We start from the raw sequence: 17,592 nt of genomic DNA, 5'->3' as shown, positions 1-17,592 counted from the left end.
GCCTTTGACGGCACAAGTAGAATCGTTAGCCCGCTAACCATTTACATTAACAACCTTTGTTTTTATATGGATAACTGCTGTTCCCGACATCTTCATGCGCGCACAACATACCGTCGCGAACAATCACCATTAGCCCCGGTCAGGAAAATGTAATGCGTTTGCCGAAAAGCGACCCCTATAGCCCACGCGAATGGCAGCCGCATGAAAAACCGATGCTGCTGGGTTCGCCTTCCACCCCCTATCACAGTACCCCGCGCCGTATCGCCTATGGTGTCGTTGGCCTGCTAGTTTGCATGACTGGCGCACTCGGCAACGCGATGGTGACAGCGAATCTGCAAAATCTGCAAGGCACGTTTGCCGCCTGGTCGACGGAAATCGCCTGGCTGCCCGCTGTGTATGTGATGACCAATGTGTCGATTAATCTGCTGTTGGTAAAGTTTCGCCAGCAATATGGTCTGCGTGCGTTTACCGAAGGGTTTCTGGTGCTGTATGTACTGGTGACCTTCTTCCATCTGTTTATCAACGATCTCAGTTCTGCCCTGTTTGTCCGCGCCGCGCACGGCATGGTGGCGGCGGCACTCAGTTCGCTCGGTATTTATTATCAAATCCAGGCCTGGCCGGCGAAACATCGCTTAAAAGCGCTGACCATTGGTATTACCGGTTCGACGCTGGCCATTCCCATTGCCCGCCTTTTTTCTACCGAACTGCTGCAACTGGATGAGTGGCGCGGCCTGTATCTGTTTGAGCTGGGGCTGGCGCTGCTCTCGCTTGGCTGCGTGATCGCCTTAAAATTGCCGCCGGGCGATCGCAAAAAAGTCTTTGAAAAGAAGGATTTCATCACCTTCTTTCTGCTCGCGCCAGGTATGGCGCTGCTGTGCGCGGTGCTGTCGCTGGGTCGGCTGGACTGGTGGTTCGAAGCGCCGTGGATCGGCTGGTCGCTGGCAGGCGCCGTGGTGCTGATCGTCTCGGCTATCGCCTTTGAACACAACCGCAGTAACCCGTTGCTCAACACCCGCTGGCTCTCCAGTGGCAGCATTGTGCGTCTTGGGCTGATTATGTTGCTGATCCGCATTGTGCTCGCCGAGCAGAACACCGGGGTGTTTGGCTGGCTGCAATATGTCGGCCTGCAAAACGAGCAAATGACCAGCCTGGCATGGTCGATCCTGGCGGGCATTGTCTGCGGTATTACCGCCAGTTGTCTGACGATTAAACCCCAGCGGCTGGCATGGCCGATAGTCGCCTCGCTGGCACTGATGATTATTGCCTCACTGCTTGATAGCCAGTCCACCAGTTTGACGCGGCCCAACCAATTGATGTTAAGCCAGTTTTTACTCGGTTTTGCCAGTGCGTTTTTTATCGCACCGGCGATGCTGGCGGGAATTGGCGGCGTGGTGGCGGAGCCGCGCAACCTGGTCGGTTTCTCGGTGCTGTTTGGCATGAGCCAGAATATTGGCGGGCTGCTCGGCTCAGCTATTCTTGGCACGTTTCAGACCTGGCGGGAGAAATACCACTCCAGCCTGCTGGCGGACCAGCTCACCACCTTAAACCCGCTGGTTAATGAGCGTTTGCAGTATTACAGCCAGATGTATCAAAGCATGATTGGCGACAGTGCGCTGCTCAGTACGCAAGCGGCAACGCAGCTGCAAACGGTGTCGACGCTGGAAGCCACTATTCTGGCTTACAACGATACTTATCTGCTGACGGCCAGCATTGCCGCCGCCACGCTGATTTGGATTTTATGGCGCTTGTTGCGCCTGCGCATTACTGCCCGCCTTGTGTTGAAGCGGGCCACTGGGAGCAAATAATAATGTTACTGGAGTGTCTATGAGCCAGCAGGATGCCGCCAAAGAGCGGGCCAATACCCGCAGCAATTTACGCGTGGTTTCTCTTTTTTCCGCCGCCGCGATTGGCCTGGTGGGCGTACTGGTGATCCTTTACGCCTGGCAGTTGCCGCCGTTTACGCGCCATACCCAGTTTACCGATAACGCCTATGTGCGCGGGCAGACAACATTTATCAGCCCACAGGTGAATGGCTATATCACTGACGTGCCGGTACAGGATTTCGCGGTCGTGAAAAAAGGCGATCTGATTATGCAGATCGATGACCGAATCTACCGACAGCGCGTCGATCAGGCGAAAGCCACACTGGCGATGAAGCTGGCAGCGCTGGATAACAACCTCCAGCAGCGAAAAAGCGCGCAGGCCGTCATTGCCCGCAATGAAGCCGCGCTCGCCAGCGCGAAAGCGCAGGATCTGAAATCCCAGGCGGATTTAAAACGCGTTAAAGCGCTGACCGCAGACGGCTCGCTCTCCATTCGTGAACGCGACGCCGCACTTGCCACCGCCGCGCAAAACACCGCCAGTATTGCCCAGGCGCAAGCGACGCTTGAGATGTCACGCCAGGATCTGCAAACCACCATCGTTAATCGCGGGTCGTTACAGGCGGATGTGGAAAATGCCAAAGCCGCGCTTGAACTGGCACAAATTGATCTGCAAAACACGCGTATCGTCGCCCCTCGCGACGGGCAACTGGGGCAAATCAGCGTACGCCTTGGCGCGTATGTCACCGCCGGAACGCACCTGACCTCGCTGGTGCCATCGCAACGTTGGGTGATCGCCAACCTGAAAGAGACGCAACTGGCAAACGTGGTGGTTGGACAGCCAGTGCGCTTTACCGTCGATGCACTCGACGGGCGCAGCTACCACGGGCGCGTGGAGAGTATCTCACCAGCCACTGGCGTGGAATTTAGCGCCATCAGCCCGGATAATGCCACCGGTAACTTTGTCAAAATCGCCCAGCGCATTCCGGTGCGCATCCAGGTGGAGGCGAAACCCGATGAGCTGGCAAGGCTGCGGCCCGGAATGTCGGTGCAGGTACATATTGATACGCGGGAGGCGGAGCAATGAGGCTGCGCCCTGCGGTTATCACCGTGAGTCTTCTTCTCGCCGGCTGCCAGTCCGCCGATGTCCGGCAAGCCCAACCGTCGCTGCAGATCCCGGCGGCCTGGCGCAGCGAGGCGGGTCCGGCCAGCAAAACGGATAGCGTCTGGTGGCGCAACTTTCACGACAGCCAGTTAAACCGCTATGTTGATCAGGCGCTACGTCACAACAGCGACGTGCTGATTGCCCGCGAAAGAGTCAATGAATATCAGGCGCGGGTTTACGCCGCCGACAGCGCCCTGTTCCCGGAGCTGGACGCGGGGATTTCCGGCACCCGCGCACGTTCCCAATCGGCCGCGACGGGTTTACCCATTTACAGCACCTTGTACAAGGGCAATCTGACAGCCAGTTATAACGTCGATATCTGGGGCGCCAGCCGCAGCGCGTCTCGCGCGGCGGACGCCTCGCTGGAGGCGCAGAAAGCCGCAGCGGCGGCGGCCGATTTGACGGTGGCGACGAATGTCGCTTCCGGTTATCTCACGCTGCTGTCGCTGGATGCACAGTTACAGGTCACGCAATCCACGCTGGCAGCGCGGGAAGATGCACTCAAACTTGCCCGTCGCCAGTATGAGACCGGCTATACTTCACGACTGGAGTTGATGCAGTCCGATTCCGAGTTGCGCAGCACGCGCGCGCAGATCCCGGTGCTGCAACATCAGATAAGCCAGCAGGAAAATGCGTTGAGTGTGCTGCTGGGTAATAATCCGGGCGCGGTTAATCGTGGTGAATTTGCAACGTTAACGCCGCTGAAAGTGCCCTCGCAGTTACCGTCGAGTTTGCTTAACCGGCGGCCGGACATTGTCCAGGCGCAGCGCCAGCTGGTTGCCGCCGATGCGACACTCGCCGCATCACAGGCGAAATTACTGCCGTCGATTAACCTGACGGCAACCGGCAGCATGCAGGACGATACGCTGCCCGGCTTGCTGGATAATCCGCTGCGGTTATGGAACATTGGCGGCAGCATTCTCGCCCCGTTGCTCAACCGTCAGGCACTGAATGCGCAGGTCGATGTCTCCATGTCGCAGCGTAATCAGGCGCTTTACACCTATGAAAAAACCGTGCGCAACGCGTTCAAAGAGGTGAACGATAGCCTCGATGCCATCACACGTCTGAGCGAGCAGCTCGCCGAACTGGCCGGGCAAGTCGATGTGGCGCAGGAGACGTTACGCATTGCGCAAAACCGTTATCACAACGGTTATTCCTCTTATCTGGACGTGCTGGACGCCCAGCGCACGCTGTTTTCCGCTCAGCTCAGCGCGGTACAGGTCAAAAACAATCTGTTACTGGCGCAGGTGGATCTCTATCGCGCACTGGGAGGTGGCTGGTACGGGCTGGATTAAGTTTCTGATAAACCAGGAGTAATGCTATGCAGCAGAAGTGGTCCGCGGTTGACGAATACTTAGTAAAACAGCTGATTCCGGAAGATGAAATCCTGACGCAGGTGCTGGCAAATAACCAGCGCGCGGGGCTTCCGGCCATAGATGTTTCGCCCGCTCAGGGTCAATTACTAGCGCTGTTTGTGCGCATGGTGCGGGCGAAGCGCATTCTTGAAATCGGTACGCTCGGTGGTTACAGCACGGTGTGGATGGCGCGCGAGCTGCCCACCGGCGGCGAACTGCTGACGCTGGAAGCCGATCCGCTACACGCGGCGATAGCGCGTGAAAATCTGCAATTTGCCGGGGTGGCGCATCAGGTCACCGTCGCCGAAGGCCCGGCGCTGCAGACGCTGGAAAACCTGGGCGACCGCCCGCCCTTCGATCTGATTTTTATCGATGCCGACAAACCCAATAACCCGAACTACCTGAAATGGGCAATGCACTATGCCCGGCCTGGCACACTGATTATTGGCGATAATGTGGTGCGCGAGGGTGAAGTGACGAACCCGACGACCACCGATGCCAGCGTGCAGGGTGTGCGGAAATTTATTGAGATGACAGGTGCCGATCCGCGCCTGACGGCCACCGCCGTGCAAACGGTCGGCGTTAAAGGCTGGGATGGCTTTACGCTGGCGTGGGTGAATGCGTAAGGTCGCTGGTGCAGGTTCTTGCCGGATGGCAAACTCGCTTATCCGGCAAGGAATTGCAGTGATAGTGTTTGCCCGGTAAGCGTCGCATCACCGGGCAAGCAGCGCTCATCAGGCGCTAATCTGCTCCATCGCCTGCAAAATGCGCTTATCGGAGATGGGATACGGTGTACCCAGCTGCTGCGCAAAGTAGCTGACGCGCAGCTCTTCGATCATCCAGCGGATCGCTTTAACATCCTCATCTTCCCGGCGTGCCGGCGGCAGCTTATTTAACCACTGCTGCCACGCTTGCTGTACCTGCTCCACTTTCAGCATCTGCGCGCGATCGCGGTGCGGATCGACAGCCAGTTTCTCCAGCCGCTTCTCAATCGCTTGCAGGTAACGCAGCGTGTCGCCCAGGCGGCGGAAACCGTTGCCGGTAACAAACCCGCGATACACCAGACCGTTCATCTGCGCTTTGATGTCCGACAGCCCAAGCGCCATGGTCATATCAACGCGCCCTTTCAGTCGCTTGTTGATATTGAACACCGCCGTCAGGATCTGTTCGACCTGTTTGGCGATCTCCACTACCGTTTCGTTCAGCTCCGCACGCACTTTCTCATGCAGCGCCGCGAAGCCCTCTTCGCTCCACACCGGGCCGCCTGCCTCGTCGATAAGTTTATCCACGCCGCAGGAGATGCAGTCATCGATCAACTCCAGCACTTTGCCGTACGGGTTGAAATAGAGACCCAGTTTCGCTTTGTTCGGCAATTTTTCATGCAGGTATTTAATTGGCGACGGAATGTTTAGCAGTAACAAACGGCGGATACCGCGCCACATCGCCTGTTGCTGCTCCAGCGGGTTATCGAACAGCTTGATCGCGACACTGTCACGTTCATCAACCAGCGCAGGCCAGGCTTTTACCTTGTAGTTGCCGCGTTTTTGCTCGTAGCTTTCCGGAAGCTGACCAAAACTCCAGATATGTAAACCGCTCTGCTCAATACCGTCATCGGCCACCGCCGAAAGGGTTTCCTGCACTTTGCCTTTCAGACGCTCTTTCAGTTCAGCCAGCGAACGGCCTTCGAGCAGTTTCTTGTTCTTGTCATCGACTACACGGAAGCTGATTTTCAGATGATCGGGCACCTGATCCCAGTGCCAGTCATCGCGGTCAACGGTAACGCCGGTCATCCGGCGCAGTTCACGCTCCAGCGCATCCAGCAACGGCAGTTCCAGCGGCGTGACGCGGCCGAGAAACGCTTCGGCGTAGTTCGGCGCGGGAACAAAGTTGCGCCGCGTCGGTTTCGGCAGCGATTTGATCAGCGCAATCACCAGCTCACGGCGCAGGCCGGGAATTTGCCACTCAAACCCGCTCTCTTCGACCTGGTTTAATAACGGCAGCGGGATATGTACCGTGACGCCGTCGGCATCCGCGCCCGGTTCAAACTGGTAACTCAGGCGCAGCTTCAGGTTGCCCTGATGCCAGAAGTTGGGGTAATCGAGTTTACTCACCCCTTCTGCGCCCTCTTTGATCAGCATGCTCTTTTCGAAGTTGAGCAGATCAGGAGTTTCACGGCTGGCTTTTTTCCACCAGCTGTCGAAATGGCGGGCGGAAATCACCTCGTGGCTGATGCGCTGGTCATAAAACTCAAACAGCGTTTCGTCGTCCACCAGGATGTCGCGGCGGCGGGATTTATGTTCCAGTTCTTCCACTTCCGCGCGCAGTTTCAGGTTGTCGCGAAAGAAAGCATGCCGGGTTTGCCAGTCACCCTCGACCAGCGCGTGGCGAATAAAGAGTTCACGACAAAGCATCGGGTCGATCTGGCTGTAGTTCACTTTGCGCGCCGCCACGATCGGCAGACCATAAACGGTCACTTTTTCCGTTGCCATTACCGCGCCCTGCGCTCGCTCCCAGTGCGGTTCACTGTACGAACGTTTAATCAGGTGCTGCGCGACCGGTTCAACCCACTCCGGATCAATGCGTGCGGCGATACGCCCCCACAACCGGCTGGTCTCCACCAGTTCTGCAACCATGGTCCACTTCGGCGGTTTTTTGAATAACCCCGAGCCGGGGAAGATGGCAAAACGGGCGTTACGCGCGCCGGTAAACTCCTGTTTGTCGGCATCTTTCATACCAATGTGCGACAGCAAACCGGTTAACAGGGCAATATGAATTTCGCGATATTCCGCAGGCTCGCTGTTGACCGGGATCCCCAACTCTTTCACCACCTGGCGCAGTTGGGTGTAGATATCCTGCCATTCGCGCACGCGCAGATAGTTCAGGTAATCGACCCGGCACTGACGGCGGAACTGGTTTGACGAGAGCGCTTTTTGCTGCTCGCCCAGGTAATTCCACAGGTTCACAAACGCGAGGAAGTCGGACTCTTTATCATGAAAGCGCTGATGCTTCTCGTCTGAAGCCTGCTTTTTATCCAGCGGCCGTTCGCGCGGATCCTGAATCGACAACGCCGAGGTAATGATCATTGCTTCGCGCACACAGCCATGTTTTTGCGCTTCCAGCACCATACGCGCTAAGCGCGGATCGACCGGCAGTTGCGACAGCTGGCGCCCCAGCGGCGTCAGTTTATAGGCGGTTTGTTGCTCATCGGTGGTAATGGCGCCCAACTCTTCCAGCAGGCGCACGCCGTCCTGAATATTGCGTTTATCCGGCGCTTCAACAAACGGGAAGGCGGCGATATCGCCGAGCCCCAACGCCGTCATTTGCAGAATGACCGACGCCAGGTTGGTGCGCAGAATTTCCGGATCGGTAAATTCCGGGCGTGACAGGAAATCATCTTCTGAATAGAGACGAATACAGATCCCTTCCGACACGCGGCCGCAGCGCCCTTTACGCTGGTTAGCGGAGGCCTGAGAAACCGGCTCAATCGGCAGGCGCTGCACTTTGGTGCGATAGCTGTAGCGGCTGATGCGCGCCGTACCCGGATCAATGACATATTTGATGCCCGGTACGGTCAGCGAGGTTTCCGCTACGTTGGTCGCCAGCACGATGCGCCGCCCGCTGTGTGGCTGAAAGACGCGGTTCTGTTCACTGTTCGATAACCGCGCATACAGCGGCAGGATCTCCGTGTGGCGCAGATCGCGCTTGCTCAGGGCATCGGCGGTATCGCGGATTTCCCGCTCGCCGCTCATAAAGATCAGAATATCGCCTGCGCTTTCACGCCCGAGCTCATCCACCGCATCGAAAATCGCCTGTAACTGGTCGCGTTCCGTATCATCCGCTTCTTCGACAATCGGCCGGTAGCGCACTTCCACCGGGTAGGTGCGCCCGGACACTTCGATAATCGGCGCGTTATTGAAATGGCGTGAGAAACGTTGCGGATCGATGGTGGCGGAGGTGATGATGATTTTCAGATCCGGGCGGCGCGGCAGTAATTCCCGCAGATAACCCAGCAGGAAATCGATGTTCAGGCTGCGTTCGTGCGCTTCATCGATAATGATGGTGTCGTATTGCATCAGCAGGCGATCCTGCTGGATTTCCGCCAGCAGAATACCGTCGGTCATTAGTTTGACCATGGTGTTATCGCTGACATGATCGCTGAAACGCACTTTATAACCGATGCAACCGCCCGGCTCCGTTTTCAGCTCTTCGGCAATACGGTTGGCAACGGTGCGCGCCGCCAGACGACGCGGTTGAGTATGGCCAATCAGCCCTTTAATGCCGCGCCCCAGTTCCATGCAAATTTTCGGTAACTGCGTGGTTTTACCGGAGCCAGTTTCGCCGGCCACAATCACCACCTGGTTATCGCGGATGGCCTCGAGGATCGCCTGTTTTTTCTGGCTGACCGGCAGGTTGTCCGGGTAATCAATAGTCGGGCGCGCGGCTTCGCGCTGCGCCACTTTTCGAGCGGCGTCACTAATCTCCTGCGCCAGCGTCCGGAGCAGTGCCTGCTGAGATTCAGGATTTTTAACTTTCTTGCTGCCATGCAGGCGGCGGGCGAAGCGCTGCTGGTCGCGTAGCATCAGAGTGCTGAGCTGCGCGCTAAGATCGGTAATCGTCAATTTCTGTTGTTCTGTCATAGCGTTATTGGGCAGAGCACTGCCGGGAAACATCTTAAGTTCGCAATCGCAGTAGGATAGCACATCGCCGTAATCCTTTTCTTGTTCAAGAAATTCGAACATAGGATTCGATATATTGCGCTATTCATGTAGAGAGTTTGTGAATAGAGTGTCATGACGTCACGGGGCAACCCATTGCAAATACAATAAAGGAAACACCCAATGAGCAAAGTTTTAGTTCTTAAATCCAGTATTCTGGCAGGGTACTCACAGTCTGGTCAGTTGGCCGATTATTTCGTTGAACAGTGGCGTGAAAAACACGCGGCGGATCAAATTACCGTGCGTGACCTGGCCGCTAACCCGATCCCGGTGCTGGATGGCGAACTGGTTGGCGCGCTGCGCCCGAGCGATGCACCGCTGACACCGCGTCAGCAGGAAGCACTGGCGCTCTCCGACGAGCTGATCGCTGAGCTGCAAGCACATGACGTGATTGTCATTAACGCCCCGATGTACAACTTCAACATCCCGACGCAGTTGAAAAACTACTTCGACCTGGTGGCGCGTGCTGGCGTGACGTTCCGTTATACCGAAGCAGGGCCGGAAGGTCTGGTGAAAGGGAAACGCGTCGTCGTGGTTTCCAGCCGTGGCGGTATCCATAAAGATACCCCGTCCGATCTGGTTGCGCCGTACCTGAAATTGTTCCTCGGCTTTATCGGCATTACCGATGTGAACTTTGTCTTTGCTGAAGGCATTGCTTACGGTCCGGAAGTGGCGACCAAAGCGCAGACTGACGCAAAAGCCGCAATCGACAGCCTGGTGGCTGCCTGAGATTTCTCCCCTCTCACCGCCCGGTGGGAGGGGCCTTTCCCCGCTTGTACGGCTATACCCCTTGCGCAATGTCATCATTATTTGCCGCTCCCGGCATGCTTAGCAGCCCCTTGTGGTTGCGACAAATCCCGCTTTTTTATCAAATACAGCTTTACAGGCTTGATACCTTACGACGGATTCACCGGGCCGCGAAAACGCTGGCAGGCTGCTCTGAAAGGTCACGCGCCGCTTACGGTTTCTTCAGCCATTTACCGTTAATACCCTGTACATAGTCGCCGGGCTTCGCGCGTTCCACCAGTTTCTGCCCGGCCATTCTGGCTACGTCATCAACGGCGATGTTGTTGCGATCGGCCAGTTGCTGGTAGCTTTCTGTGCGCGCTTTGTTAATGCGTTCCACCAGTGCCAGCGTCTCTTTATCCTGGCTTATCGGCGCGACATAGCCACTGAGCGTTTCACCGACGCGCCCCTGGCTGCGGGCCTCATCAAGCGTCAGCGCCTGCGCGGTTGCGCTGAAAAGGCCAACGGCCAGCAGCGCGCTTATGACACGTTTTTTCATCATCGCCTCAGAACAAGTCGCTACGGGTTTTCAGCAGGGTTTCTACGTCCTTATCCACTTTGATGTGAATTTCATGCTCGATCTTCACATTCATATTGATGGTGATCGGCTCCTTCGGCGCCGCCACCTCGATGCGCGGCGTGCAAGCGGCCAGCAACATTATCGCCATCAATACGGGCACGGCTTTCAGGGTACTCATTTTTTATCCTCACACTCTTCGCCCTTCGCGCAGCGGGCTTGCGGTAGCGCCGCGTGTTGCTCAAGCCATGACTGCAGATTGTCGCCAAAACGTAAACTGCGCCATAAGGTGAATACATTCTCCTCATGGGTATAGTTCAAATTCACGGTACTGCTTTTGCCATCAACAAAACTGGTGCCGCGCAGAGTGGCCTGCAGCGTCAACAGCCCCAAATTATCCAGATTGATCTTCGTCCATGAACGGGAAATTTCCATATAGCGCAACCAGTTAATCGCCGCGCCCGCCGCCATGTTGTCTTTCACCACCGCATCGGCGGTATCTTTATCGATCCGCAGCGTCATCGGGCCGGGGTTGTGCAACCAGCCATCTTTAATGATCCATTGCGGGTTATCCAGCCACAGCGGCAGCGCGCCGTCAAATGGCCCGGAAAGCGCAAACTGCTTCGGATTCACCGCGCTGATTAACTCACTGGCGGAAATGTGCTTCAGACGCAACAGCGCCGGGTCGTGCTGCGGCATACGTAGCTGCTGCATAGTCACTTTTCCGCCCAGCACATCTACGCTGACATCGCTTAATATGAGCGGATTTTCCTCGCTCCATGGCCACGCGCCCTGCAAATCGGCGGTGATATTTTTCGCCGTCACCTGGTTCGTTATCTCACCAATGCGCAGCGAAACCGGCCTGCGGGTGCCCAACTGCCAGCCCCCTTCGCGGTAACGGAATGGCAGCACAAAATCGACGCCGCGAATTTGGTTGTCCGGCGTCCAGACACTGCCGCTTTTTAGCACGCCGTGACCACCGGCTTCAAAACCTTGATCCGCGGCGGCAGAAAATGCGACCTGCGCATACAGTGCGCCATCCAGCAGCTTCATTTTCCAGTCCGGCGGAATAAGCGGCTGGAATACCGAGAGCGCCTGGCGCGGCCACCATGCCTGCCCACGTAAACGCTCACCGTCCCAGCGGCCATTAACCTGCACCGGGCCAATCGTGTCGGCCTGCAACGCGCCCTTAAACTGGAACATGGTTGGGTCGTCGCCGGTCACGCTGAATGTCAATGTCGATGGCGGTAAGACGCTTCCCGCGCTGAAGCGGGTTTGCCCGGCATCCAGCGTCAGTGAGCCAGTGAACTGCGGATTTGCCGCATCACGCACCCACTTTACTGGCGCATCCAGCACTAACCGGGGCGTAGCCATATGCATCGCGCCATATTGCAACTGGTCAAAGCCGGTCGAGAGATCGTTAAGCGTAATCGTGTTGTTATTCCATTCGCCGCGACCGGCAACATCCCAGCGCGCGTTCATCGGCGTGAAATTGCCCTCACCCCAGTAACGCCAGCGCCACAGGCCGTTGTCCAGCAGAAAATCCTGCGCCTGGCCATCAAGATGCAGACGGAAATCCCCCATCGCATTTTCATGCGCGCGAAGGATGGCCTGCAAACGCCCGTCAATACCATGCTGAGTGAGCTTGACGCCCGCCAGCGGCCAGCGCACTTCATCAATATTTAACGAATCAATCACCCGTCCGCGCGAGCGCAGCAGCGCACCTGGCGTGAAGGCCAGTTGCGGATCGTCAACACTACCGCTCAGATGGGCGGGAAGCACCGCATAAAACACCAGATCGCCCTGCTTTGCTTCTCCGGTCAGCTGCAGCGGCATATCGTTATTGTCGATACCAAGACGGCCGGGGCCAATTGTCAGCACCGCATTGCCCTTCCCGGCGTCGCCCTGCGTCAGCACGTTTAACCGGCCACTGAACTGCGCCTTTTCCAGTCCCTGTTGCCAGTTATCCACTTTTAAGCCGACCCGACCGCTAAGTGGAAAGCCCTGATAGGGCCAGCTCCAGCGCCCATCGCTGATGGTCAATTGGTCGGGCGTAAGTTGCCACGGCAGATCGAGCAGCGGATCGCCCTGATCGCGCGCCATGACCACCAGTTGCCCCTCGTTATCGCGCCAGTCGACATCCACATCCACCACGCCCGGCTGCTGCGACAGAGTTAAGGTGCTTTCCATATGTCCGTTAACCGGAACGCTGCCTGGAACGTCCGGCAGGGTAAATTCGCCACCGAGCGTAAACGGCGGCTGGTCATCGACAAGACGCAGCGCCATGCGGCTAATTGTCAGCGCCTGCCCGCGCAAACGGGCGCTGAGATCGATGCGCTCGCCAGAATAGGTGAGTTGCTGCTCATCCGGTGTCAACGACACGGATAATTTGCCTGCCCATGTTTTCCACGGCGAAACGGTAAAACGCTCCACCGTCAGCCAGCTGTAAGGGAGCATGGCTTGCCATTCGGCCAGCGTGCGCGGCGCGTCAGAAACCGTTTCACTTTGTGGCAGTTTATTCAGGCAGGCGGTGTTAATATCCAGCGCGCCAATATGAAGCTGCCAGCGGCTGGGATGGGTGAGTTCGGCGTTCTGTAATGACGCCAGTTGACAATCAGCGACCAGATAGCGCAGATCGGGAATTTTTAACGCGTGTCGGGAAAAGCGCGGGCTCTCTTCCATGGCGATACGCGTGCCCGCCGGCAACCAGAGCCCGGCCAGCGTCGGCACCCATTGCGCAAGCGTCAGCAGCAGCGTAAGCGGCAGCGGAATGACCAGTAACACCAGTGCGATGGCGGCTTTGTATTTACCCTTCATGGGTAGCTAATATCCTGATTTTGCATGTGATTAAGCCGATTCTGGTGGTTATTGTGGCATGTTTGGCCGCCCCTTTGAAGGCGCAGGTCGTTTTAATCATAGTCTGGCGATTGCATTTTCAGTAGTTACAGAGAATAGTGTTTTAATATCATTAATTTATGGATTCAGCGCATGTTCACGAAAGGCTCTTTAATTCGCGGCTGGTTTACCGGCACCACCGTTTTCACCTGCTTTACCTTCAGCGATTATCTCAGTGCTAACTACTTTCACGACTCCAAAATTCCATGGCTTATCGGGGTTGTTGCGGCGACAGCTATCTGCTGGAGCACGCGCAGCGCATTAAAACAATTGCGCTAACAGGTGTGTCACAGCGGATATACTGAACTGAACACATTCACCGTGCCCATGGTTGTCAATAAAATTTGAACGTTTACATAATAATTTTAAAACGTGATAATGTGGGTAGAAAACCATTGGAGAAAGTCTTATGAAACTCGCGATATACAGCACAAAGCAATACGATAAAAAGTATTTGCAGCAGGTAAACGAGAAATATGGCTACGATCTTGAATTTTTCGACTTTCTGTTAACCGAAAAGACTGCCAAAACCGCGAACGGCTGTGATGGGGTCTGTATTTTTGTTAACGACGATGGCAGCCGCCCGGTGCTGGAAGAGCTGAAAAAGCTCGGCGTGAAATTTATCGCCCTGCGCTGTGCCGGGTTCAACAACGTTGATCTCGACGCGGCAAAAGAGCTGGGTTTGCAGGTGGTGCGCGTGCCGGCCTACTCACCGGAAGCGGTGGCAGAGCATGCCATTGGCATGATGATGACCCTGAACCGTCGCATTCACCGCGCATATCAGCGTACCCGCGATGCTAACTTTTCCCTGGAAGGGCTGACCGGCTTCACCATGTACGGTAAAACAGCGGGCGTTATCGGCACCGGTAAAATTGGTGTTGCCGCCCTGCGTATTCTGAAAGGATTCGGTATGCGTCTGCTGGCGTTCGACCCCTACCCGAGCGCAGCAGCACTGGAGCTTGGCGTGGAGTATGTTGATCTACCGACGCTGTTTTCAAAGGCGGATGTTATCTCCCTGCACTGCCCGCTCACGCCAGAAAACTTCCACCTGCTTAACCGCGACGCCTTTGCTCAGATGAAAGATGGCGTGATGATCATCAATACCAGCCGCGGCGGATTGGTGGATTCGCAAGCCGCGATAGAAGCGCTGAAAACGCAAAAGATCGGCGCGCTGGGAATGGATGTCTATGAAAACGAACGCGATCTGTTCTTTGAAGATAAATCCAACGATGTTATTCAGGACGACGTGTTCCGTCGTTTATCTGCCTGCCATAATGTTTTGTTTACCGGTCACCAGGCATTCCTGACGGCCGAGGCGTTGATTAGCATTTCCGAAACGACGCTGGAAAACCTGCGCCAGTTACGCGACGGCGAAGCCTGCCCGAACGCGCTGGCCTGATTGTCCGGGGTTCCCCTGCCTGCTCGGGAACCCTTTCGGACAAACCCCGATGACGCCCAGGCTAAGCCTGTTAGAATTCCCCACGTAATGGATAACCCCTTAGAGGACGAGATGAAGAAAATTATGACTTTGGTTGCGTTGAGCGTAGTGCTTTCTGGCTGCGTGAGTTCCCGCACCGACACATTGAAGCCGCAGCAACTGGCAGATCAGCGTTTTGTGCTGACCACCGTAAACGGCCAGGCCGTGCAGGGTAATGGCCCGGCGCCGGAAATCCGTTTTGATAAAGACCTGCGCGTGTCCGGCAAAATGTGCAACGGCTTTATGGGCCAGGGAAAACTCTCTGAAGGCAAATTGACCGTCAAACAGATGGGCATGACCATGATGCTCTGCCCTGACCAGCAGCGTAACGAACTGGATCACACCATTAATGCGATGCTCAGCGAAGGGGCGCAGGTTGATCTTACTGACAAACAGCTGACGCTGGCGACGGCGACGCAAACCCTGATCTACACACGCGCGGCGAACGCTCAGTAACTGCCGCAGCTTCCGGTGGCAAGCGACTGTTCACTGCAGCGCTTGCCATTTGGCAACGCACACATTCCCACCATTGAACCATCGAGTTGCCGGGCAACTGACAACGAACCGCCAATCATCGCGCAATTCGCCTGACCACCATTTGACATCGCGGCTTTAAGCCCCGGCGCAACGTGTGCTGCGGTCGCTTGCTGAACGGGTTCACTGCTGCATGCCGATAATAATAAAGCGGCACATCCTACTAAAAACGCTGCGCGCATCTCTCCCCCTGCCCTGTGTCCTCAGGATAATTAAAAAAGCGAAACCCAAGCATCATAGGCAGCCAGGCGCAATACGTCGAGAGCTGAAAAGCATCTTTATGTGAATTCGAAACACTTTTTTGCGGTTTTTTGGGCGGGTGAACACAATTCATAGCAAACGGGGATTCATCGGGTATGCCAACTCAGAACCCGTGGCGGATTCCCAGGGGGCTCAACAGGCGACACTGGCAAGTGCGGCAATATTGTCTCACCTTATGTTATTTCACGTTGTGAGATAACAACACGGTCGCGTCCTGAAGATTTCGCCTCGTAAAGCGCCTCATCCGCTAATTCGATAAGCATCGCCTCATTGCCCGTCAATGAGGCGGCAGACCCGGCGGCGACACCAATACTCACACTCACGACGCCAAGCGGGCTTTGCTGGTGGGGAATATTCGCAAGCTTAATATTACGGCCTATCTTGCTGGCAATATGCTTAGCGGAGTCCGCATCCGTTTCAGGCAGAATAACCACAAACTCCTCTCCGCCATATCTGGCGGCCAGATAAGGAGTTTCGCTGATGGTCTTTTTCAAATTTTCAGCGACAGCTTGTAAACAGCCGTCACCGGCGATATGCCCGTAATTGTCGTTATATTTTTTAAAGTAATCGACATCAATTAATAGCAGTGCAATCTGCTGTTTGTTGCTGGCACCTTTCGCTACTTCGGCTACTAAAGCCTCATCGAATTTACGCCGATTCGCAAGACCGGTTAACGCATCTTCCGTGGCGATAACTTGCAATTCTGCGTTCTCGGACGCCAGAGACGCTTTCGCCTCCGAGATCTCTTTACTGATACGGATACGGCGGCGAACCTCTTTGATAATGAAAAAGCTGGAAAACACAACGCAGCCCATAAGGAAGAGAATAACAATGGCAAGTATTTCCGCCTGACGGCGCCACGAAGCCATGGCTTCATCCATGCTGACAGCCACGGTGGTCACCAATCCATAGCGTTTATTTTTCTGAAAGGAATAGATGCGTTCGATTTTATCAAAACGCGAAACGGACGTTGCAATCCCTGCGCTGCTCTTTTTCAGGTAAACCGTAAAGAGCGGCGAATCTGAGAGTTCGCGGCCAATAAATTTCGCATCAAAAGGGTAGCGAATTAATAAGGTGCCCGTGCCGCTTGTTAACGCAATGGTGCCCTCTTTTCCTGTATCGAGCTTGCCGTAGGTTTGCAGGAAATTGGCAATATTGAGCGTCAATACCGCAACGCCATTAAATACTCCCTCTTTATCTTCCAGCCTGCGGCTCACTGTTAATACCCATTGCCCATTGGTCCTGCTCACTACCGGCGGGCCAATAAAAACGTTTCTTGATGGGTTGTTGCGATGATAGATAAAGAAAGATCGGTCAGCCCCATTACTGTTGATAGAATTACCATCCCGCAAGGAGATGACTTTGTCGCCTCTGGCATCATAAATGACGATATTATTGAGCTGTATAAGCAGCTGATCCTGTTCTGACAATATCCGTTTAAGATTATTTTTTTGATCAGCGCCCATGCCGTAAATTTCGGTTATGTCAGAAATGTTTTTTATCAACATCTCACTTTGGCGAATAATCCCCTCGGAATAGGTATCCAGGGTATGGCTTAAGTTGGAGATATTGGTATTCAGATCGTTAAGCGTATGCGTTCTTGTACTTATTATTTGAGCAACTAGCGTAATAGATATCGCAAAGAAAACCACAGTGATAAAAATTGCCGCAGCAAGGCGCTCTTTTTTCATGACATATTTCCCGTAACGACTCCACCTTCAGATCGGCTGCGGCGGTAAATTCCAACCGTTAAAAACCCACGTTCAGGCGTCTACCTGTCTTTTGTTTTATAACCTGTTCAGAAGCCGCTCAGGCAGCATGAGTTGAGTATAAATACCATTCAGATAACACCCTGGCTCTATTATTGAGCGGCCCATCACACCCTTATTCGGTAATTTTGCCTTGGTACGCTTTTGTTGCCTCATTAAGATTGCGCACGTTCGCGCCGCCGGTAAGTCGGGATCATTCTCCTGAGCAGGATCATCTTCCCGGTGGCAAACGGGGCAAATCTCCCACTGGCCTTTTTGGCAAGCGTTGCACATCCACAACAGGGGCAGCGGCCTGACC

General features: G+C 55.3%; 15 protein-coding genes. 8 read left to right on the top strand and 7 right to left on the bottom strand.

The window, feature by feature from the left end; all coding sequences use genetic code 11:
- Nucleotides 1–152: 152 nt before the first annotated feature.
- From BN2591_RS02735 to BN2591_RS02720, 4 genes are read left to right on the top strand one after another with little or no spacing between them, the layout of a single operon-like run.
- Nucleotides 153–1,805 (top strand): MFS transporter, encoded by a 1,653-nt coding sequence (locus BN2591_RS02735; protein ID WP_086868786.1) that lies wholly within the window; start codon nucleotides 153–155, stop codon nucleotides 1,803–1,805.
- 19 nt (nucleotides 1,806–1,824) lie between these two features.
- Nucleotides 1,825–2,907, top strand: coding sequence for an HlyD family secretion protein (locus tag BN2591_RS02730; RefSeq protein ID WP_016495933.1), 1,083 nt, complete (start codon nucleotides 1,825–1,827; stop codon nucleotides 2,905–2,907).
- Complete coding sequence (locus BN2591_RS02725) at nucleotides 2,904–4,280, top strand: efflux transporter outer membrane subunit (protein WP_086868784.1); 1,377 nt, start codon at nucleotides 2,904–2,906, stop codon at nucleotides 4,278–4,280. Before BN2591_RS02730 ends, BN2591_RS02725 begins: the two co-directional genes overlap by 4 nt.
- Nucleotides 4,281–4,306: 26 nt before the next feature.
- The gene (locus tag BN2591_RS02720; protein WP_086868782.1) at nucleotides 4,307–4,966 is read left to right on the top strand and encodes an O-methyltransferase; all 660 of its coding nucleotides are present in this window, start codon (nucleotides 4,307–4,309) and stop codon (nucleotides 4,964–4,966) included.
- A gap of 108 nt (nucleotides 4,967–5,074) precedes the next feature.
- Here BN2591_RS02720 and hrpA read toward each other — a convergent pair whose 3' ends face one another.
- On the bottom strand, nucleotides 5,075–8,977 hold the full coding sequence (gene hrpA / locus BN2591_RS02715; RefSeq protein ID WP_086869920.1) for an ATP-dependent RNA helicase HrpA: 3,903 nt from the start codon (nucleotides 8,975–8,977) through the stop codon (nucleotides 5,075–5,077).
- Nucleotides 8,978–9,178: 201 nt separating this feature from the next.
- Here hrpA and azoR point away from each other — a divergent pair, with 201 nt between their 5' ends.
- Nucleotides 9,179–9,784 (top strand): FMN-dependent NADH-azoreductase, encoded by a 606-nt coding sequence (gene azoR, locus BN2591_RS02710; RefSeq protein ID WP_086868780.1) that lies wholly within the window; start codon nucleotides 9,179–9,181, stop codon nucleotides 9,782–9,784.
- A gap of 229 nt (nucleotides 9,785–10,013) precedes the next feature.
- On the opposite strand, the gene BN2591_RS02705 is transcribed toward azoR, so the two are convergent.
- Genes BN2591_RS02705 through BN2591_RS02695 form a run of 3 tightly spaced genes read right to left on the bottom strand, consistent with a single transcriptional unit; the run spans nucleotide 10,014 to nucleotide 13,175 of the window.
- A complete protein-coding gene (locus BN2591_RS02705) occupies nucleotides 10,014–10,340 on the bottom strand; it encodes a YdbL family probable chaperone protein (RefSeq protein ID WP_086868778.1) in 327 nt (108 codons plus the stop codon).
- 7 nt (nucleotides 10,341–10,347) lie between these two features.
- Nucleotides 10,348–10,539 (bottom strand): YnbE family lipoprotein, encoded by a 192-nt coding sequence (locus BN2591_RS02700; protein ID WP_086868774.1) that lies wholly within the window; start codon nucleotides 10,537–10,539, stop codon nucleotides 10,348–10,350.
- Complete coding sequence (locus BN2591_RS02695; protein ID WP_086868771.1) at nucleotides 10,536–13,175, bottom strand: YdbH family protein; 2,640 nt, start codon at nucleotides 13,173–13,175, stop codon at nucleotides 10,536–10,538. The genes BN2591_RS02700 and BN2591_RS02695 overlap by 4 nt, the downstream gene beginning before the upstream one ends.
- Nucleotides 13,176–13,346: 171 nt before the next feature.
- Here BN2591_RS02695 and BN2591_RS02690 point away from each other — a divergent pair, with 171 nt between their 5' ends.
- The 3 genes from BN2591_RS02690 to hslJ all read left to right on the top strand — a co-directional run bounded on the left by BN2591_RS02690 (nucleotide 13,347) and on the right by hslJ (nucleotide 15,186).
- On the top strand, nucleotides 13,347–13,532 hold the full coding sequence (locus BN2591_RS02690; RefSeq protein ID WP_086868770.1) for a hypothetical protein: 186 nt from the start codon (nucleotides 13,347–13,349) through the stop codon (nucleotides 13,530–13,532).
- A 130-nt stretch (nucleotides 13,533–13,662) separates the two neighbouring features.
- A complete protein-coding gene (locus tag BN2591_RS02685; protein ID WP_086868768.1) occupies nucleotides 13,663–14,652 on the top strand; it encodes a 2-hydroxyacid dehydrogenase in 990 nt (329 codons plus the stop codon).
- Between the two features lie 111 nt (nucleotides 14,653–14,763).
- Complete coding sequence (gene hslJ / locus BN2591_RS02680) at nucleotides 14,764–15,186, top strand: heat shock protein HslJ (RefSeq protein WP_086869917.1); 423 nt, start codon at nucleotides 14,764–14,766, stop codon at nucleotides 15,184–15,186.
- On the opposite strand, the gene BN2591_RS02675 is transcribed toward hslJ, so the two are convergent.
- The 3 genes from BN2591_RS02675 to BN2591_RS25045 form a co-directional block, all read right to left on the bottom strand.
- Entirely contained in the window at nucleotides 15,180–15,446 is a 267-nt protein-coding gene (locus BN2591_RS02675; protein ID WP_071925194.1) for a putative hemolysin, read from the bottom strand. The genes hslJ and BN2591_RS02675 overlap by 7 nt on opposite strands.
- A gap of 252 nt (nucleotides 15,447–15,698) precedes the next feature.
- Entirely contained in the window at nucleotides 15,699–17,216 is a 1,518-nt protein-coding gene (locus tag BN2591_RS02670; protein ID WP_086868766.1) for a sensor domain-containing diguanylate cyclase, read from the bottom strand.
- A gap of 96 nt (nucleotides 17,217–17,312) precedes the next feature.
- A complete protein-coding gene (locus BN2591_RS25045) occupies nucleotides 17,313–17,567 on the bottom strand; it encodes a CPCC family cysteine-rich protein (protein ID WP_482793315.1) in 255 nt (84 codons plus the stop codon).
- Nucleotides 17,568–17,592: the final 25 nt, after the last annotated feature.

Origin of the sequence: Kosakonia pseudosacchari (genome assembly GCF_900184035.1) — a bacterium.
Taxonomy (GTDB): Bacteria; Pseudomonadota; Gammaproteobacteria; order Enterobacterales; family Enterobacteriaceae; genus Kosakonia; species Kosakonia pseudosacchari.
The sequence above is the reverse complement of the archived record's forward strand: the minus strand, read 5'-3'. Positions and strand labels throughout refer to the sequence as shown.